Raw genomic sequence first — 19,626 nt, forward strand, 5'->3', positions numbered from 1 at the left:
GGAGAACCTCACGTTCCATCACCGAAGAACGATCCCTTTGGCAGGGTGCAAGACGCACCGGCGAACTACTTTAAGCGATCCGCAGCGTCCGACCAACCCGCGACAGTCGCGCAGGCCTGTGTTCTTGGGCACGAGCCCCGCGCGGAACCATGCGGTCGGGCATCCGCCCTCATGAGCCCTCATGACCGGCCCCCGCATGCTCGGGGGAATGACTGTGAGCCTGCTCGGTCGCAGCGGCGATCTGAGCCAGAGCCCCGCGCACTGCGGCACGCGCGGCGTCATCGCGCTCGGGGGCCTCAGCCTGACTGGCCTCGCTGCGCGCCTCCGCAGGGCCGCCGGACCGCCTGGACGACCGGGATGCAGCGGATTCCTCTCGATTCTTACGACCGCGACGCCCCGCCCCCTTCCGACCGGAGGCCGACATATCCGCGGCCTGGTTCTCGACCGGATTGTCGTGGACGATGAAACCACGGCCTCCGCAGCACTCGCACGGGGTGGAGAACGCCTCGACCAATCCTTGGCCCACACGCTTGCGAGTCATCTGCACCAGTCCGAGAGACGTCACCTCGGTGACCTGGTGGCGAGTACGGTCCCGCCCGAGGCACTCGATCAAGCGGCGCAGAACGAGGTCGCGGTTGGACTCCAGAACCATGTCCACGAAGTCGATGACCACCATTCCGCCGATGTCGCGCAGTCGCAGCTGGCGGACGATCTCCTCGGCGGCTTCGAGGTTGTTGCGCGTGACCGTCTCTTCAAGAGTGCCTCCGGCTCCTCCGGTGAAACGACCGGTGTTGACGTCAATGACCGTCATGGCCTCAGTGCGGTCGATGATGAGCGTGCCCCCGCTGGGAAGCCAGACCTTGCGATCGAACCCCTTGGCGAGCTGCTCATCGACTCGATGGGCGGCGAAGACATCTTCCGCATCCACCCAGTGCTCAAGGCGATCCGCCAGATCCGGGCTCAACTCGTCCACGTACTGGCTGATCGTCTTCCAAGCGCCGGATCCTTGGACGACCAGGCGTCTGAAGTCCTCATTGAAGACATCGCGCACGACGCGCACCGCCAGCTCGGGCTCTCCCTTGAGAAGAACGGGAGCCTTGCTGGAGCCCTTGAAGACAGAGGATGCCTTCTTATCGATGGTCTGCCACTGGGAGATGAGACGCTTGACATCAGCAGTGAGCTGCTCCTCACTGGCGCCCTCGGCGGCAGTGCGCACGATAACGCCGGCGTCATCAGGGATGATGCGCTTGAGGATCTTCTTCAAGCGCGCGCGCTCGGTGTCCGGAAGCTTGCGGGAAATGCCAGTCATCGCGCCTCCCGGGACGAGCACGAGATAACGACCCGCCAATGTGATCTGGCTGGTCAGGCGCGCGCCCTTATGCCCGATGGGGTCCTTGGTGACCTGCACGAGGACCGTGTCGCCGCTGGAGAGAGCGTCCTCAATACGACGGGGCTTACCCTCCATGCCGGCGGCGTCCCAGTTGACCTCGCCGGCGTACAGCACGGCGTTGCGCCCCTTGCCCAGGTCCACGAAGGCCGCCTCCATGGACGGCAGCACGTTCTGAACCCGACCGACGTAGACATTGCCGACCATGGATATCTGCGTATGACGGGCGACGTAGTGCTCGACGAGCAGTCCGTCCTCAAGCAGAGCGATCTGATTGAGACCGTCCTGCTCGCGCACGATCATCTGGCGGTCCACACTCTCACGGCGGGCCAGGAACTCCGCCTCGGTGACGATGGGGCGACGGCGTCCGGCCGCGCGTCCCTCGCGACGACGCTGACGCTTGGCCTCCAAGCGGGTCGATCCTTTGAGTGCGGTGACCTCGTCACGGGGATCCCTACCGGCGTCGGAACGGGTGCGGGAGCGCGAGCGGCGGCGACGTCGGCGACTGGAGGAAGCCTCCTCAGCCGCGTCAGCAGTCTCCTCGGCATCGGCCCTCGAGCTTCGGGGATCAGCGGAATCAGAATCCGAGTCCTCTTTACCTTTACCTTTATCCTCTTTTCCGTCCTCCTTCTCGCCCCCCTGACGCGTCTCATTGCGAGAACGGGTCCTGCGGCCGCGGCCTCCACGGCGACGCTTGCGGCGGCCCGCGCCATCGCGCTCGTCATCCCGGGAATCGCCATCGGCGTCGCCCCGATTCTCAGACTCCCCGACATTCCCGGAGTCATTCATGTCATCTGAGTCGTCCGAGTCATCCGCCGGCGCCTCGAGATGTTCGGGCGCGGCCTGGGCCGCCGTGGCCTTACGGCGCCGTCTTCTACCGCCCTTCGACGCGGTCGCGGGCTCGCCGGAGGCGCGGGCCTCGGAGTCTCCCTCATCATCCTGAGCAGCTGTCAGAGCGGGCTGCTCGGCGGCAGGAGCCTGTGCGGGGGCGGTCGTCGCGGCAGTCACCTTACGACGACGGCGTCGAGCGCGCGCGGGGTCCGGGGCCTGAAACAGCAGGGACGCAGCGGGAAGATACGGCGCCCACCCGGGCGCACCAGCCTCGTCGCCCCGCTCGGCGCCGGCCTGCGAGTTCTCAGACCCATCATCAGCTTCAGCATTCTCAGCCTCGGACGCCTCGACTTCTTCAGCCACCTCAGCGTCTTCAGTGGCTTCAGTGGCTTCAGCGTCTTCAGTGGTTTCAGTGGCTTCCAGATCCGACGACTCCGCCGCATCAGCCGCCTCGGCGACTCGGTCGGCATCAGCGCCCCCGGAGTGAGCCTCCTGAGTCTCCTGAATCCCCTGAGTGCGCGCCTCGCCGTCAGGATCACGACGAGGGTCCCGCGAGTCCTCCGTCAGGACCGGCTGCTCGGCGGCAGGAACCTGTGCGGGGGCGGTCGCAGCGGCAGTCACCTTACGACGACGACGGGCAGGAGCCGTGCCGGTGGACGTCTTCTCAGTCTTCTCAGTCTTCTCAGTCTTCTCAGACTTGGCAGTCTTCTCTATCTTCTCCGCCTTCTCGGCGGCAGCCGCATCTGCGGGCGCTGGGGACGCCTCGGAATCGCGTCCGGAAAAGGATGATGGGTTTGATGTGGACACGGTGGTGCGCACTCTCCGGGTGTCCCTGCCTCCGTCGTACCCACGGTGCTGGGACGCAGTCACGCTCCCGACGAGGGAGCCGAAAAGCCTGTGTTCTCGCCTTGCGGCGTCGGCCTGCGGAAGGACTTAACGATCCGGGAGTGCGGCGGCGCATTGTGCGGCGCACTTCTCCAGAACGGTCTCAACCAAGGGCTCGAGCACCGGATGCCGGTACGCAGCACCCGGAGCCGACGACAGTATTTCACACCGGAGGCCGCAACAGCTCTCAGCTCGCCCAAGGGTCTGCCTCACTCTCACCAATTACCTTCTCTAGCATTCGCAATGCTAGTGCTAGCCTTGCATCGCGGAATTCATGACAAGGTGTCACCACTTGGCTTATACTGCACCTATTACTCCGCGACGATCGCGGCAGATTCACTTATTGCTTTCATCACTCGTCGCGAAAGGTGACGCTGATGGCCCTCGCACCGATGGCACTGGACTCTCTCGACCTGGCTCGATGGCAGTTCGGCATCACGACCGTCTACCACTTCATCCTCGTCCCGCTCACGATCGGCCTGTCCCCGCTCGTGGCGCTCATGGAGACCAACTACGTGCGCACCGGCAACGAGCAATGGCGCGTCGCCACCAAGTTCTTCGGCAAGATCCTGCTGATCAACTTCGCACTCGGCGTGGCCACCGGCATCGTGCAGGAGTTCCAGTTCGGCATGAACTGGTCGGAGTACTCCCGCTACGTCGGCAACATCTTCGGCGCTCCACTGGCCTTCGAGGCGCTTCTCGCCTTCTTCATGGAATCGACCTTCCTCGGCCTGTGGATCTTCGGCTGGGACCGCCTGTCCCCCAAGCTGCACAACCTGTGCATGTGGATGGTCGCCCTGGGAACGAACATCTCCGCCTTCTTCATCCTCGCCGCCAACTCCTGGATGCAGCATCCGGTCGGCACAGTCGTCAATCCCGACACCGGCCGCGCCGAGCTCGACGGCATCAGCGGCTTCTTCGAAGTCCTGAACAACCACATCCTGTGGACCACCCTGATCCATACCGTGTCCTCCGCCTTCCTGGTCGCCGGCGCCGTCGTCCTCGGCGTTTCCGTATGGTGGATGACCAAGGCCGCAGCCGCCGGGCAGAGCTATGAGGCCTACGAGCTGTGGCGGCGCCTGACGCGATTCGGCGCGATCACGATGATTCTCGCCGGCGTCCTGACCTCCGGAAGCGGTCACATGCAGGGCCAGCTCATCGCCGAGGAGCAGCCGGCCAAGATGGCCTCGGCCGAGATGCTGTGCCGGACGGAATCCGGAGCGGGCTTCACGGTGGCCGCCTTCGGCTCCTGCCAGGACGGCACCGCCACGCATGTCATCACGGTGCCCTATGTGTACTCCTTCATGGCCACCAACGATCCCAATGCCGAAGTCATGGGTCTGGCCGACGCCCAGCACATGTATGAGGACCGTTACGGGCAGGGAGTGGACTACGCCCCCAATGAGATGGTCGCCTTCTGGTCCTTCCGGCTCATGATCGGGCTGGGCATGATCTCAATCGCCATCGGGGCGCTCGCCATGTGGCTCACCCGCAGGAATCGCATCATCGAGAGCTCCCGGCTGGGCATCGCCGCGCTATGGACGATGTGGCTTCCCTTCATCGCCTGCTCATTCGGCTGGATCTTCACCGAGATGGGGCGTCAGCCCTGGGTGGTGGTCCCCAACCTGGCCGATCCAGTCTCGCAAGTCCGCATGCTGACCGCCAACGGCGTGTCCACCGTCGTCTCCCCGGGCACGGTCCTGACCTCAATGGTCATCTTCACTCTCCTGTACGCCGTTCTCGGCGTCATCTGGTTCATTCTGCTGCGCCGTTACATCCGCGAGGGTGTGCGCACGCAGACGGAAGAGTCCGTCAAACTGGTCGATAAGGCCGCCTCCCACAAGACGTCGATCCCCGTCCTGTCCTTCGAGTACTGAGCCGGAAGAAGGAAACTCCCATGACTCTGCCCATCCTCTGGTTCGTTCTCATCGCCGTCCTGTGGATCGGCTACCTGACCCTGGAGGGCTTCGACTTCGGTGTCGGCATGCTCCTGAAGATCCTCGGCCGCGATGAGAAGGAGCGCCGGGCGATGCTCGGCACCATCGGCCCCCATTGGGACGGCAACGAGGTCTGGCTGCTGACGGCCGGCGGCGCCACCTTCGCGGCCTTCCCGGAGTGGTACGGCACCCTCTTCTCGGGCGCCTACCTCGTGCTCCTCGCCATCCTGCTGTGCCTCATCGTGCGAGTGTGCGCCATCGAGTGGCGAGAGAAGATCAACGACCAGCCCTGGCGCGACCGGTGGGACTGGGTGCACACGGTCGCCGCCTGGATCCCCTCGATCCTGTGGGGAGCTGCCTTCGCCAATCTGGTGCAGGGAATGAGGATCGAAGTGATCGACACCGCCTCGGGCGCCCCCGTGCCCGCGAGCGAGGTCTCCCCCGATACCCTGGTCTACGGCGCCTCCCACCAGATCACCGGCGGATTCCTCAGCATGCTCACGCCCTTCACGCTGCTGGGCGGTGCAGTCACCTGCCTGCTGTTCCTCACCCACGGAGCGCTTTTCATCTCCCTGAAGACGGCCGGAGAGCTCTCTGAGAGAGCCCTCGCCCTCGCCCGGCGGTCTTCGCTCGCCTCCACGACGGTCACCGCCGTGTGGGCTCTGTGGGCCCAACTCCTCCACTCGCCCAACGCGCTGGCCTGGATTCCTCTCGGTCTGGCCGCACTGGCACTGATCGGCTCGCTGATCCTCACCCAGCAGAACAGCAGCGGAAAAGCCTTCACCCTGCACTTCGCAGGCATCGCCTTCGCCGTCGTCTTCATCTTCTCGGCGATGGCTCCCGACGTCATGCGCTCCTCGATCGATGAGGCCTACTCGCTGACGATCCAGCAGGCCGCGAGCGCGGACACCACCCTTCTGATCATGACGATCGCCGCTGTTCTGTTCGTCCCGGTCGTGCTCGTCTACACGATCTGGGGCTACAGGGTCTTCTCCAAGCGCATCAACGCCGACGCGATCGATCCCGACGAAGGCGGTCTGCACCCCACCAAGGTGCGCGACTCCGCCCAGCCCGAGGCAGCCATCGGCTACTGATCCTGCTCGGCCTGCTCAGCCTGCTCGATCCGTCCCGCTGCATCGCGGCTGAATCAGCAATCGGACCGCGGCAACGGGCGAGCCGCAGAAGGCCGCTCCTCGGCGCTGCCCGATATCGAGGCCTGACGATGAAGGGCCGCCCAGGCTCCCAGCTGATGCAGCGAGATGACCAGGACCACCGTCCCAGGAGCACTATCCTGAGACCGTGAAGCCCTTGGACCCCCGGCTCATGCGTTATGCGCATGCCGCTCGGCGATACATCGCCATCACCGCCCTGGCCGGCGGTATGACGGCGCTGCTCGTCGTCGCGCAGGCAGTTCTCATCTCGAGGTCCGTCTCCCCCATCATCACCTCCCGCACCGCCCTCAGCGCAGTGGCGCCGCGCATCGCACTCCTGGCACTCGTCATGGCGGCGCGCGTCATCATCCTCTACACCCAGGAGGCTCTCGCCCACCGCGCCGCCACACGCACGATCATTGAGCTGCGCCGCCACGTCCTGCAGCACGCCGCGGCGCTGGGACCGCGCTGGCAGGCAGAGCACAGCTCCGACACCGCCACCCTGCTCACTCGCGGACTGGACGACCTCGAGCCGTACTTCACCCGCTACCTGCCCCAACTCCTCCTGGCCGCCACAGTGACGCCCTTGACCGCTCTGGTCATGCTGGTGGAGGACCTCCCCTCCGCCATCGCCGTGGCGTGCACCATTCCGCTCATCCCCATTTTCATGATCCTCATCGGCCGGCTGACCCAGCACCATTCCGAGGAGCGCCTCACGGCCATGGAAAGACTGGGCGGCCAGGTGCTCGACCTGCTCGCGGGACTGCCCACGCTCAAGGCTCTCGGCCGCGAGATCGGCCCGGCAGGGCGTGTTCGGGCACTGGGCAGGGCCTACAACACGGCCACCATGCAGACCCTGCGGATCGCCTTCCTGTCCGGTGCGGTCCTGGAGTTCATCACGACGCTGTCGGTGGCGATCATCGCCGTGCAAGTGGGCTTCCGCCTGCTGTTCGGGCACATGGACCTGGCAACCGCCCTCCTGGTCATCATGATCGCGCCCGAGATCTACCAGCCATTGCGCCAGGTCGGATTCCACTTCCACGCCTCGGCCAACGGGGTCGCCGCCGCCAATGCCGTCTTCGAGATCCTCGACACTCCCCTACCCGAGCGCGGCACGATGCCCGCTCCTGATCTCGCCTCCGCCGTCATCGAGATCGAGGAACTGAGCGTCGCCGCACGCGGCAGCTGGGCACCTGCCGGACTGACCGCCCAGATCCGGCCGGGGCGTCTCGTGGCGCTGACCGGCCCCTCGGGCGCCGGCAAGACAACGACCTCCCAGGTGCTCATGTCGCTGCTGCCCGCCGATCGTGGCACCGTGCGGGTCATCCCCAATGGAGCTGACGGCAACGGCACTAACGGCACTGAGGCCGCTCAAGGCGCTGAGGACGCTGTCATGAGCTCCCTGGACCTGTCAGAGATCGAGCCGACCACGTGGTGGTCCCAGATCGCCTGGGTTCCCCAGCGCCCGGTGATCGTGCCGGGCACGGTGCTGGACAACGTCATCGGCGCCGACCGCGCATCCGAGTTCACAGGGGTCACGAGCAGCCGGCTCGGACGGGTTCTCCCCTCTCTCGACGCTGCCGCCCGAGCCACGGGTTTCGACGAGGTGGTCTCATCTCTGCCCCACGGCTGGCAGACGCGGGTTGGCCAGGGAGGCGCCGGGCTGTCCGTCGGGCAACGCCAGCGTCTGAGTCTGACCAGGGCGCTCATGTCGGACGCCCCGCTGGTCGTGCTGGATGAGCCGACCGCGCACCTGGACGCGGCCAGCGAGGCGCATGTGCTCGACGGTGTCGAGATGCTGCGCTCCCAGCACCGCACGGTCGTGGTCATCGCTCATCGAGCGGCGCTGGTATCGATGGCGGACGATGTCATCGACGTGACCTCACGACCCGCACGTGAGCCCGGCGACTGCCCGCAGGACCTGCCAACCGTGCCCGGTGCCGGCGAGGGGACCGCGCGATGAGCATTCTCCTGTCTCCCGCAGAGCGGCGGGCGCTGAAGCGGGCCGTCGGACTGCTCGACCTCAACTGGGTCCGCTTCGCGGCTTGCGTAGCCATCGGCTCCCTCGGTCTGGGCAGCGGGCTCGGGCTGTCCGCCATCGCAGCCTGGATGATCGCCCGCGCTTCCCAGGTGCCCGACGTCGTCGCTCTGGGCGTGGCGCCCGTGGCGGTGCGCCTGTTCGGCATCTCGCGCTCGGTGCTGCGCTACTGCGAACGGCTGTTGTCCCATGACACCGCGCTGCGGGGTATGAGCGCCCTGCGCGCGCACCTGTACGAGCGCCTGGCGACTTCACGAGCTGACACTGTAGTAGGGCTGCGGCGCGGCGATGTGCTCGCTCGGGTGGGGGCCGATGTCGATGCCGTGGGCGACCTGGTTGTGCGCTCCTACCTGCCGATGGCGGTGGCCGCGTGCGTCGGTAGCGCCACCAGTATCGGCATGGCTCTCATTCATCCCGCCTCCGGCCTCATCCTGGCGGCGTGCCTGCTACTGGCGGGCATGGTCGGCCCGCTGGTGACCGCTCGGGCGGCCCGAGCCTCCGAGTTGGCCCGTCAGGGGCATGCCACCGATCTGTCCGCCATCGTCCTGACCGCTTTGGAGGGGGGTGACGAGTTGAGCGTATCCGGACGCCTGCCACGTCTCATGGATGAGCTCGCCGGCCTGGAAGCCCGCTTGTCCTCCGCCCGGGACCGTGGCGCCCGTCCAGCGGCCATGGCCGCTGCCGTCGATACGGCCGCCATGGGTCTGGCGGTCGTAGGAGCTCTTCTGGTCGGCGGTCAGGCGGTGATCACCGGCGATCTGGCCCCGGTGTGGCTCGCGGTCATCGTCCTCGTACCGCTGGCCGCCTTCGAAGTCACCTCGGCGCTGGGGCCCGCCACCGTCCAGCTGGTCACCTCCGCCGGGGCGGCCGCACGCATCGTCGAGCTCACTGACAGGGCAGACCAGGCGGACAGGGCGGAGGCCCCGCGCGCTGCGGCTGCTCCTGATCCCGAGCCGCTGCCGGCTCTCAGCGACGGCGGCCCCCGCCTGCGCGCCCGGGGACTGGCGGTCGGCTGGCCGGATGGTCCTGTCGTGGCCAAGGGGATCGACCTCGACTTGGCGCCCGGGGACCGCCTGGCCATCACCGGGCCCTCAGGAGTCGGCAAGACGACTCTTCTAGCGACCCTCGCCGGTCTCCTGGAGCCCAAGGGCGGTGAACTGACCCTGGACGGAACCGCGCCGTGGGCCGCCCAACGATCGGATGTGGCACGCCGAATCACGTTGACCGCGGAGGATGCCCACGTGTTCGCCACCACCGTCCTGGAGAATCTGCGCGTGGCCAACGGGACCCTGAGCTCGCAGGACGCCCGCGCCCTGCTGCGGAGAGCAGGATTGGGCGACTGGTTGGCCGGACTCCCGCAAGGGCTCGACACACTGCTCAGTTCGGACGCCACGACTCTGTCCGGAGGCGAGCGCCGTCGCCTCCTGCTCGCACGTGCGCTGGCGGCTCCGGCGCCGCTGATGGTGCTCGACGAGCCCGGGGAGCATCTGGAGGCCGCCACCGCAGACCGACTGGTGGCAGATCTGCTGCAAGCCGGCAACGGCGCCGAGGAGGCTGAAGAGGCAGAGGAGACAGCACGTGGCGTCCTCCTGGTCACTCATCGGCTCAGCGCCCTGGAGAGCGCCGATGAAGTCCTGGTTCTTGGCATCCCCGAGCCCGGGGAGCCGGCCACCATCGTGCGTCGTGGAACGCACACCCGGCTGAGCGCGCAGGACGCGTCCTACCGCTGGTCGCTGGAGCACGAGCACGGATGACTGAGATGCCCGAGATTCCCGAGATGACTGAGATGCCCGAACCGAACTCACGTCCCGATCCGGCCGTCTTCCCCGGCGTGCCGGACGATGACCTGGTGCTGGCGCTGCCGAGCAGTCCGAGTCCGGACGACCCTGCTGGTATCGGGGCGCTGGCATACGCGATCCACACCGACAACCTGGCCTCGACGCGCGAGCATCCCTCGCGAGGAGTCAACCTGGACAGCGGCACCATCGAGCTCTTTCGCGCCGCCCTTCGGTTGACGGGCTCCCTCAACATGCCTGATGCGCTGCGTCACCTGGTGGAGTCCGCCTGCTCGATCACAGGCGCGGCCTGGGGCACTATCGGCGTGCTCGGAACCACCGGCTCCCCGTCCCTGGCCACAGCGCGGGCGACCGCCTCGCCCAGCGAGCTCGACTCGATGCTGACCGGTGCGCGCAGGGTAGGTCCTGCCGATGGAGGCGTCATCGTCGACAACGATCTGCCGGCCGCCGCCTTCACGGGGCAGATCGAAGGAGAGACCACGGGGTCAGTGCTGTCGGCGCCCTTGCGGGTGCATGGGCATCTCTACGGACGCCTGTACCTGTGCGACAAGGACGGTGGCTTCGACGACGGGGATGCCGCCATTGTCCTCACCCTCGCCGAGGCCGCTGCCGTCGCGGTGGAGAACGCCCGACTGTACCGGGAGGCCCGGGACCGCGAGCGCTGGATGGCCGTCTCTCAGGAGTTGACGACGCTGCTGCTGTCGGGCGCCGAGGAGGACGACGCCCTGACCTTGATCGCCCACCGGGTGCGCGAGGTCGCGCACGCGGACACGGCTGCCCTGATCCTGCCCAGCGTCGGCCAGACATGGGTGTGCGAGATCGCGGCGGGCGCTCATTCCGCCGGTCTCATCGGGACCGCTTTTCCATCCGAGGGCAGAGCGCTGACGACGTTGGCCCATCAGACCGGCATGACGGTGGATTCTCTGGCCGAGGCCTGGGGGGCCCACGATCTGCTCGTACCGGAACTCGCGGCTTTCGGACCGGCCCTGTACGCCCCGATGATCCACCGGGGCCGCGGAGTCGGGGTCATGCTGCTGCTGCGCGCCCAGGGGGCGGCTCCCTTCACCAAGCAGGACCTGGAGATCGCCGAGCTGGTGGCCGGGCAGGCGACGATGGCCTTCGAGCTGGCCGACGCCCAGCACGCCGAAGAGATGGCGACCCTGCTCAATGAACGGGCCCGCATCGGGCGCGATCTGCACGACCTGGCGATCCAACAGCTCTTCGCCACTGGGATGCAGATCTCTGCGGCTCGCGATCGCCTGCGCGCCCACTCCCCTGATCATGCCGATGGGGCCGGTGGCCCCGTCGACCTGGCCTCGGCGTGCGGGGCCCTGGAGTCCTCGCTGGAGGCCGTTGACGACTCAGTGCGCCAGATCCGCTCGATCGTGCGCTCATTGCGCGATCGCGATGAGGACGTGAGCGTCGTCGAACGGCTGCGGCGCGAGGCATCCTTGGCCCGCACGTCTCTGGGATTCGCGCCTTCACTGATACTCACGATCGATGGACGCGGGCTGGCGCAGACGGGCCGTCAGGAGGAGGACGAGCTCATTGATGCCCTGGACGCGGCCGTTGAGCCGGATATCGCCGATGACATAGTGGCGGTCGTTCGCGAGGGCCTGTCCAATGTGGCTCGGCACGCCAAGGCGTCCTCGGTCACGGTGGACGTCAAGATCGAAGGCGTGCTGCCCGGCGACTCGAGTCTCCTGACCGCGGACGGGCCGGCCTCCGGCAATGCCGAGCCCTTCCACGGCGTGCCGGTGGTGGAAGTGGTATGCCGTGACGACGGCATAGGGGTCAACCCCTCGGTGACGCGTCGCTCGGGCACGGCGAACATGGCCGAGCGGGCTCGTCGCCACGGCGGTACCTTCGCCATCGGACCGCGCGCCCGCTCCGACGGCGAGCGCCGCGGCACCTGCTTCACCTGGCGGGTTCCGCTGGGGCCGGCTCTCTGCTGAGGCCGAATGAAGAAGCCAAATGAATCCAGTTGAGCCAGGTGCAGCCCGGGGGAGGTGGGACAACGCCCCGACAGGCGTTCGCCGCCTGATGTCGCCTGATGCGGAGTGCGGTCAGCGGCGCCACCCCGAGGCGCGCTGACCCGCGACCCAGGCGGCGACCTGTGTGCGGCGCTGGAGACCCATCTTCGCCAGCAGGGAGGTGATGTGGTTCTTCACGGTTTTCTCGGCGACGCCGAGGCGCTCCCCGATCTCGCGGTTGGACAGGCCATCGCCGATGAGGTCGAGAACCTTGCGCTCGGCGTTGGTCAGGTCCGCCGTCGGATCGTCATGATCGGCCCGACGACGCGTGACCGTGCGCTCGTCGAGCAGAACACGCCCCGACGCAACAGCGCGCACAACGTCGCTGATCTCGGCGCCGTGGACGGTCTTGATCAGATATGCGCGGGCCCCGGCGTCAAGCGCCTCGGCCAGGGCCTCGTCGTCATCGAATGAGGTCAGCACGATCGGCAGAGCGTCGGGGACTGTGTCGCACAGCTCGCGCATGAGCTCGATGCCGGTGCCGTCGGGCAGCTGCAGATCGACCAGGACGACGTCGGGACGCACGAGCTCAGCACGCCGCAGGGCCTCTGCACAGGACCCCGCCTCGGCCACCACATCCAAACCATCAGCGCGATCAATGATCTCGGCTATCCCACGACGAACGATCTCATGATCATCCACGATCATGACGCGGACGGTTTCGGCAGGCACTGCTCTCGGCATGTCATGGAGCCTAGCAGCGTCGGGGACCTACGTCACAAATATGGCGTCGTCCCAGGAGAATCCTCCAGGCCCATGGACCGTTGAGCGCTGAGCGCCGAGCCCACCGAGCCCGCACCCTCGCGCATGCTCGCGTTCCCGCCCTCAGCGCGGACGAGTCTGACACTTCGGGCAGAACGTGTGACTGCGCCCGCCGACCACCTCGGAGCGCATCAATGCGTCGCACCGCCGGCATGGCCGACCAGCACGACCGTAGGCCGCAAGCTCGCGAGCGAAGAACCCGGCGGTCCCATCGGTGTCCACGTACAAGGAATCGAAGCTCGTTCCCCCGACCGCCAGCGCCCGTTCCATGACGGCCGCGGTCTGCTCCAGCAAACGCCTTGCGATGCGCGGCCCCAGTCGTGCGCCGGGCCGCGCACCGTGCACGTGAGCGGCCCACAGGCCCTCGTCCGCGTAGATATTGCCGACGCCCGACACGATGCGCTGGTCCAGGAGGATCGTCTTGACGGCACGGCTCGAGGAGCGCATTCGCATCACGACGTCCTGACGATCAAGCGCGGGGTCGAGCAGATCGCGGGCGATATGGCCGGCGCTGATGGGGAGCAGGGCGGCCGGGCTGCCCATCCCACCGGGGGCGCCATCCGGCGTGGGCACCAGATCGGTGACATGCAGGCCACCGAATATGCGCTGATCGACGAGATCGACAGCAGCGCCCCCGGGAGCGTCCCCGTCAACAGGGACGAGATGAAGACGTACGCGCAGGTGACGCGGCCGGGTGGAGAGCTCACGCACGAGAGTCGGGGCGCGAATGGCCGCCGGATCAGCGTGCCGGACAGCACTGCCCTCATCCGAGTCGGCATCGCGAGTGCGCTCAGCACCGGGAGAGGTTCCCGCGCTCGTGCCGCGGACAAGGAGCTGACCGCTCATCCCGAGGTGGGCCGACAGCGCACGGCCATCATCCAGGTGCAGCCACAGGAACTTCCCCCGGCGGACGGCCGCAGTCACCGTCCGCCCTGAAAGCCGGCGTACGAACTCCTCGGGCCCGCCCGCCTGCCGGCGCAGGGAGCGCGGATCGAAGACCTCGACGCCGCCGATCGTACGACCAATCAGATGCCGGGCGAGCCCGGAGCGCACGGACTCGACCTCTGGCAGCTCGGGCACGCCCGCTCAACCCTTGGAAAGCGGCTCGGCATGCGTTTTCGGACCCGCCAGGTCCGCGCGCAGGGCCTCATTGACGCCGGGCAGGTCCAGCCCGCCGTCGCCGTGACTGGCCAGAATGGAGGCGTAGGCGGCCTCCGCGGCCTTGTGCTCGGCAAGCTTCTTGGAGGTGCCCGTGCCCTCGCCGCGGACGGCGCCATCGACGATCGCCTGCGCAGTGAAGATCCGCTCATGATCGGGGCCGACACTGTCTACCTCATAGCGCGGATTGCCCAGACCGTGAGCTGCAGCGAGCTCCTGGAGGCTGGTCTTCCAGTCCAAACCGGCGCCGCGTGTGCGGGCCGAGCTGAGGAAGCGGGCCACAAGACGCTCGACCACGGCGCGAGTGGGCTCCAGGCCCTGGGTGAGATAGGTGGCGCCGATGAGCGCCTCAACCGTGTCGGACAGGATCGAGTCCTTGTCACGGCCGCCGGACAGCGCCTCCCCCTTCCCCAGTTTGATGAACTCCCCCAAGCCGAGGTCCCGGGCGACCGCGGCCAATGCGGGCTCGGAGACGGTCGCCGCGCGCATCTTGGCGAGTTGGCCCTCGGAGACGTCCGGGTGAGCGCGGTAGAGATACTCGGTCACCACGATGCCCAGCACGGAGTCGCCCAGGAACTCCAGGCGCTCGTTGGTGGGCAGCCCCCCGTTCTCATGGGCGAAAGAGCGGTGGGTCAGTGACAGGTCGAGCAGTTCCGGATCGATCCGCGGGCCCCATCGGTAGACGAGGGCCTCGACATCGGCGCGCGCGGGAGAAGCGACACGACGCGGCTGCCTAGTGCCGCCCTTGCGAGATGAATGGGCCATCAGCCCTGCTCCTCCCGGCTCGCACCGGGCTCGTCCTGCTCGGGCAGGAGAGCAGCCAGCGCCGACCACCGCGGATCGAGCTGCTCATGGTGGTGATCGGGAGGCAGATCGTCCAGCCTCTCACCGCACTGGGAGCACAGACCTGCGCAGTCCTGCCTGCACAGAGGCTGGAATGGGAGCGTGAGCACGAGAGCGTCGCGCAAGGCCAGCTCCAGATCCAAGTCGGTTTCGCCGACCAGGAACAGGTCATCGGCCTCCTCATCGTCCTCGGCCACCTGAGCCTTGGCGGCCTGGGGCAGGTAGTAGAGCTCATCGAAGGCGATGGTGCGATCCTCGTCAAGATCGCGAAGGCAGCGCACGCACCTTCCGTGGACGTGGACATCAGCGCGGCCGCGGGCGAGCACACCGTCCTCCATGCTGGTCAACTGCGCATCCAGGACGACGGCGCTGCCCTCGGGCACGCCAATGACATCCGTGCCCAGGTCCGCGGGCGCGGGCGTCTCGACACGCACATCCTTGACGGCCCCGACCTGGCGCGGCAGATCGACAATGTCGACGACCAATGCGGCCGTGGTGGTCATGGTGCTCCTCCGGTTGTCCGGTACGTACGCGGATCAGGAACGGATCAGGGCGGAACCCGAACCGCAGGAGCTCAGAGTACCCGGGCACCGGCGGCACAAGGCCACGGCACCGCCCGTCCGCGGATCACACTTTGAATCGTGATATTTCGGAATCGTCGCAACGGGAGCGTCGCGCACCGCTCACAGGGAGCCGGGAATCATCGGCCACCCGGATCGGCGGCGGCCGCCCTCTTGGGGCTCCTGTTCAGCATCGTCGGGCTCGCCGAGCCTCGAGGCCAGGACATCACGCCCCGCGCGCACCTGCTCGGTGATCTTGACGAGCTCGGCCTCCAGAGCTTCCAGTGAGCGGGCCGAGTACTCATCGGCGCCATGACGGAGGTCGGCGGCGCGGTCCTCCGCAGCGGCGACGATCTCGTCCGCGCGCTCATGAGCCATGCGCACGACACTCTCGCCCGCCACCAGGCGCTCGGCCTCCTCCTGGGCGTGCAACACGATCCGCTCGGACTCCTCCCGCCCATCAGCGAGCACCGCATCCGCATCCGCAACGATCTCCTCGGCGCGACGCACCGCGGAAGGGACGGCGTGGCGCGCGCGGTCGATCAGAGCAAGGGCGTCATCGCGGTTGACGATGGCCGAGGAGCTCATGGGTACCGAGCGCGCGCCCGTTATGAGGTGATCGAGCTCGTCGAGAATCTGCAGCAGGTCGTCTCCGGCATCGGAGCTGGTCGTCACGAGTGGGTCCTTCCTGTCAAGGAGTACGGCGCCGGCAGGGCGTCCCGAAGGGCGTCGAGGACGACATCGGGCACAAGATGGGAGACGTCGCCACCGTACCGGGCCACATCCTTGACCAGGGACGAGGAGACGTGGGAACGATCGGGGGCGGCGATGAGGAAAACGGTGTCGGGTGCGCCAAGCTCTCGGTTGAGCGACGCCATGGGCGCCTCCGCGTCCAGATCAGTGCCGCTGCGCAGGCCCTTGACGATGGCACGGGCCCCGCGATTGCGGCAATAGTCGGCTAGAAGACCCGGCACGATGTCGACCTCTGCGCCGGGCAGATCTTGGAGAGCCCGTCGAGCCAGCGCCACGCGGGTGTCGAGATCCAGCAGATGGCTGGACGCCTTGGCGGCGTTCTGGGCAATGCCCAGAATCACCCGGTCGAACAGAGTCGAGGCGCGGCGCACGATGTCGATGTGCCCCAGAGTGATGGGGTCGAAGGTTCCGGGGTACACGGCCACTGACATGCTCCGAGGCTAACCGCGCCCCTGCCTCAGCGGTGGACGCGCGCCGGTGCGGGCGGAAGGTGCGGGCGGAATCGGTCCTCGGTCGTAAGTCAACATCGTTCTACGTTGTTGTACGTTCTACGTCGTGCTATGTCGTGCACCGTCACTTATCCCACCGCCTCCCTGCCGTAGGCTCGGAACGTGACCAGGATCGTGGCCGGGACGGCCGGCGGACACAGGATCGACGTGCCGCGCTCGGGAACCCGCCCGACGTCCGAGCGCGTGCGGGAGGCCTTGTTCGCCCGCCTCGAGCACTACGGGATTGTTGAGGGCGCACGCGTGCTGGATCTGTGCGCCGGCTCCGGCGCTCTCGGTCTGGAGGCGGCGAGCCGGGGAGCCGACGACGTGACCCTGGTCGACTCCGCGCGGAGCGCCGTAGCGGTCTGCCAGCGCAATATTCGCTCCCTGGGGCTCAAAGGCGTGCGCGCAGTGAGCGCCAAGGCCACGACCTTTCTGAAAGGAGCCACCGGTGCGCCGGTGGATCTGGTGCTCATTGATCCGCCTTACGATCTGAGCGAGGCGGATCTGACGATGATGCTCACCGCCCTGGCCCGCAGCATCGATCCCTGGTTGGCACCGGGTGCCGTCGTTGTCGTCGAACGCTCATTCCGCTCGCCCGAGCCCACCTGGCCCAAGCGCTTGGAGCGCTTCTCGGACAAGCGTTACGGAGAATCCGTGCTCTGGTTCGCCGAGCCCGCTCCCATGCCTGATGACCCTGGAACTGGCTAGGACCGCTTAAGACCGCTCCAGGAAGGCCTGGGCCTCCTCATCGAGGCGCTGGGCAATCGCGGCGGCCAAAGCACGATGCTCGCGCAGCTGCGGGTCGGCGGCGATGACCGCCTCCGCCTCGCCGCGGGCCCGCTCGATCACGTCGCGGTCCCGAGTGACCCGCACCAGGTCGAGATCGGAGCGTCGCCCGGACTGGGCCGCCCCCAGCACGTTGCCCTCGCTTCGCAGCTCCAGGTCCGCCTCGGCCAGGGCGAAGCCGTCGGAGACCTCGGCGAAGGCCTTGAGCCGGTGGAAGGCCGTCGATCCGACCTCCGCACCGGTGACCGCCACGCACACGGCCGCGCTGCTTCCGCGTCCCACCCGTCCGCGCAGCTGGTGGAGCTGAGAGAGCCCGAAGCGATCCGCGTCGAGGATGACCATCATGGTCGCCTCGGGCACATCCACCCCGACCTCGATGACGGTGGTCGCCACGAGTACTGGAGACGCGCCGCCGGCGAATGCCTTCATGGCCGCCTCCTTCTCGGCGCTGGGCATCCGTCCGGTGAGCGCGCCTATCCCCGTTCCGGCGAGCGCCGGCTCATCCGCAAGGCGCTGCACCCACTGGGTCACAGCCGCCAGTGGGCGCCGCGGGTCCTCAGGTTCCAGAGACTCCAGGAGATCATCAGAGGTTTCGGGCCTATCAGCATCCGTGTCCGACCGCCCCGCCTGATCATCGGCGTCGATACGCGGGCAGACGACGTAGACCCTGCCCCCGGCGGCGACCTCGCGCGCCGCTCGCCGCCAGATCCCCTCCACCCACGCCTGCCGCTCCCAGGGCACCAGGTGGGTGGCGACGGGACGCCGACCCGTTGGAAGTTCATCGAGGACCGCCGTGTCGAGGTCGCCGAATACTGTCATGGCGATCGTGCGCGGGATGGGGGTGGCGGTCATGACCAGCAGATGCGGGGTGCGCGCGGCTCCGGTGACGGGATCGATCACGTCGCGGCGCTCGCGCAGGGCATCGCGCTGAGCGACCCCGAAGCGGTGCTGCTCATCGACGACCACCAGTCCCAGGGAGGGGATCTGGACCGACTCGGACAGCAGGGCGTGCGTCCCCACGACGATGGCGGGCTCACCGGCCGCCAGCAGGGCGAGGATCTCGCGACGCTGAGGAGCCGGTGTGGATCCGGTCAACAGCATGACCCTGGTGGCGCGCTCCGCGCCGCCGAGCATCCCGGCCCGCCCCAAGGGCCCCAGAAGCCCCTCAAGACTGGAGTGATGCTGGGCCGCCAAAACCTCGGTGGGAGCCAGGAGGGCGGCCTGCCCACCGGCACCGACGACCTGGGTCATGGCGCGCAGAGCAACGAGGGTCTTGCCGCTGCCCACGTCGCCCTGCAGGAGAACCTGCATGGGAACAGTCGAGTCCAGGGCGGCAGCGAGGTCCTCTCCGACGCGCGCCTGCCCGGCGGTGAGCTCATAGGGCAGAGCGGCGTCCAGGTCGGCGCGCAGGGAGTCAGGCCCGGGAGCGGGCCAGGACACGGCGGTGCGTGTTGCCCGATGCCGAGCGCGCCGCTGGACGAGAGCGGTTTGGAGGACAAAGGCCTCCTCATAGCGCAGCCGGCGGCGCGCGGTCCGCCACTGCTCGGCGTCCTGAGGCATGTGAACCCAGCGATAGGCGGTGTAGGCGTCGATGAGATCGTGGGCCTCGCGCACATGCGCGGGCAGCGGATCGGGGATGTCCGCTGCATCGAGCTGATCGAGGACAGTGCGCACCGCCTTGGCGACGCGCCAACTGGGCAGGGCCTCGGTGGCCGGGTAGATGGGCACGGGTCGGGCCCGGAAGGCCTCGCGCTCCGCCTCATCGAGCTCGTCGAGGACTTGGAAGCGGGGCCCCGCCAACTGCTTTCGTCCCCGATGGGTGCCGACCTTGCCCGACAGCAGCGCGGTGGTGCCCGGTGAGAGCTGATCCGCCTGGTGCTTCATAAGGCCGGCAGTCCCGAACATGACGACATCCATAGTCGTGGTTCCGTCGGTGACGGTGGCCTCCATGATGGCGGGCGGACGTCCACCGCGGGTACGGCGGGCGGAGGAACGCACCACTTCAGCCTGAATGGTGGCCTGCTCCCCGTCGGTCAAGGCGCGCAGGTCGGTCAACTCGCCCCAGGTGTCGTAGCGGCGAGGCAGGAGCCGCAGCAGCTCTCCGGCCGTCCGGGCGCCCTGTTTGGCCAGTTTGGCCAACTGATCCGCAGTCCGCTTGCCCAGGAGCCTGTCCAGCGGACGATCCAGGAGTGGCACCGCACCATGTGCGGGCGTG

The 19,626-nt window shown here is 67.7% G+C and carries 14 protein-coding genes; 6 read left to right on the forward strand and 8 right to left on the reverse strand.

The window, feature by feature from the left end:
• Nucleotides 1–169: 169 nt before the first annotated feature.
• Nucleotides 170–3,025 (reverse strand): Rne/Rng family ribonuclease, encoded by a 2,856-nt coding sequence (locus W5W_RS0111000; RefSeq protein ID WP_238533334.1) that lies wholly within the window; start codon nt 3,023–3,025, stop codon nt 170–172.
• A gap of 455 nt (nt 3,026–3,480) precedes the next feature.
• Here W5W_RS0111000 and W5W_RS0111005 point away from each other — a divergent pair, with 455 nt between their 5' ends.
• The 5 genes from W5W_RS0111005 (at nt 3,481) to W5W_RS0111025 (ending at nt 11,980) form a co-directional block, all read left to right on the forward strand.
• Complete coding sequence (locus tag W5W_RS0111005) at nt 3,481–4,980, forward strand: cytochrome ubiquinol oxidase subunit I (RefSeq protein ID WP_017195422.1); 1,500 nt, start codon at nt 3,481–3,483, stop codon at nt 4,978–4,980.
• Between the two features lie 20 nt (nt 4,981–5,000).
• Nucleotides 5,001–6,134 (forward strand): cytochrome d ubiquinol oxidase subunit II, encoded by a 1,134-nt coding sequence (cydB, locus tag W5W_RS0111010; protein ID WP_008732653.1) that lies wholly within the window; start codon nt 5,001–5,003, stop codon nt 6,132–6,134.
• Between the two features lie 205 nt (nt 6,135–6,339).
• Nucleotides 6,340–8,154: a thiol reductant ABC exporter subunit CydD gene (cydD, locus tag W5W_RS0111015; RefSeq protein WP_029574270.1), complete on the forward strand. Its 1,815-nt coding sequence runs from the start codon at nt 6,340–6,342 to the stop codon at nt 8,152–8,154.
• Nucleotides 8,151–9,983, forward strand: a complete 1,833-nt coding sequence (cydC, locus tag W5W_RS0111020; RefSeq protein WP_017195424.1) for a thiol reductant ABC exporter subunit CydC — start codon at nt 8,151–8,153, stop codon at nt 9,981–9,983. The genes cydD and cydC overlap by 4 nt, the downstream gene beginning before the upstream one ends.
• Nucleotides 9,980–11,980: a GAF domain-containing sensor histidine kinase gene (locus tag W5W_RS0111025; protein WP_017195425.1), complete on the forward strand. Its 2,001-nt coding sequence runs from the start codon at nt 9,980–9,982 to the stop codon at nt 11,978–11,980. Before cydC ends, W5W_RS0111025 begins: the two co-directional genes overlap by 4 nt.
• A 111-nt stretch (nt 11,981–12,091) precedes the next feature.
• On the opposite strand, the gene W5W_RS0111030 is transcribed toward W5W_RS0111025, so the two are convergent.
• The 6 genes from W5W_RS0111030 to coaD form a co-directional block, all read right to left on the reverse strand.
• Complete coding sequence (locus tag W5W_RS0111030) at nt 12,092–12,742, reverse strand: response regulator (RefSeq protein WP_029574271.1); 651 nt, start codon at nt 12,740–12,742, stop codon at nt 12,092–12,094.
• A 141-nt stretch (nt 12,743–12,883) separates the two neighbouring features.
• Entirely contained in the window at nt 12,884–13,900 is a 1,017-nt protein-coding gene (gene mutM, locus W5W_RS0111035) for a bifunctional DNA-formamidopyrimidine glycosylase/DNA-(apurinic or apyrimidinic site) lyase (protein WP_017195426.1), read from the reverse strand.
• Between the two features lie 6 nt (nt 13,901–13,906).
• Nucleotides 13,907–14,743 (reverse strand): ribonuclease III, encoded by an 837-nt coding sequence (rnc, locus tag W5W_RS0111040; RefSeq protein ID WP_017195427.1) that lies wholly within the window; start codon nt 14,741–14,743, stop codon nt 13,907–13,909.
• Nucleotides 14,743–15,324 (reverse strand): YceD family protein, encoded by a 582-nt coding sequence (locus tag W5W_RS0111045; RefSeq protein WP_017195428.1) that lies wholly within the window; start codon nt 15,322–15,324, stop codon nt 14,743–14,745. The genes rnc and W5W_RS0111045 overlap by 1 nt, the downstream gene beginning before the upstream one ends.
• Nucleotides 15,325–15,504: 180 nt before the next feature.
• A complete protein-coding gene (locus W5W_RS0111050; protein ID WP_017195429.1) occupies nt 15,505–16,056 on the reverse strand; it encodes an ATP synthase subunit B family protein in 552 nt (183 codons plus the stop codon).
• Complete coding sequence (gene coaD / locus W5W_RS0111055) at nt 16,053–16,565, reverse strand: pantetheine-phosphate adenylyltransferase (RefSeq protein ID WP_193760086.1); 513 nt, start codon at nt 16,563–16,565, stop codon at nt 16,053–16,055. The genes W5W_RS0111050 and coaD overlap by 4 nt, the downstream gene beginning before the upstream one ends.
• Nucleotides 16,566–16,745: 180 nt before the next feature.
• On the opposite strand from coaD, the gene rsmD reads away from it, so the two are divergent.
• On the forward strand, nt 16,746–17,333 hold the full coding sequence (rsmD, locus tag W5W_RS0111060) for a 16S rRNA (guanine(966)-N(2))-methyltransferase RsmD (protein WP_029574272.1): 588 nt from the start codon (nt 16,746–16,748) through the stop codon (nt 17,331–17,333).
• Nucleotides 17,334–17,339: 6 nt separating this feature from the next.
• Here rsmD and W5W_RS0111065 read toward each other — a convergent pair whose 3' ends face one another.
• Nucleotides 17,340–19,586, reverse strand: a complete 2,247-nt coding sequence (locus W5W_RS0111065; RefSeq protein WP_029574273.1) for an ATP-dependent DNA helicase RecG — start codon at nt 19,584–19,586, stop codon at nt 17,340–17,342.
• Nucleotides 19,587–19,626 lie beyond the last annotated feature (40 nt).

This window comes from Actinomyces massiliensis 4401292 (genome assembly GCF_000269805.1).
GTDB classification, from domain to species: domain Bacteria; phylum Actinomycetota; class Actinomycetes; order Actinomycetales; family Actinomycetaceae; genus Actinomyces; species Actinomyces massiliensis.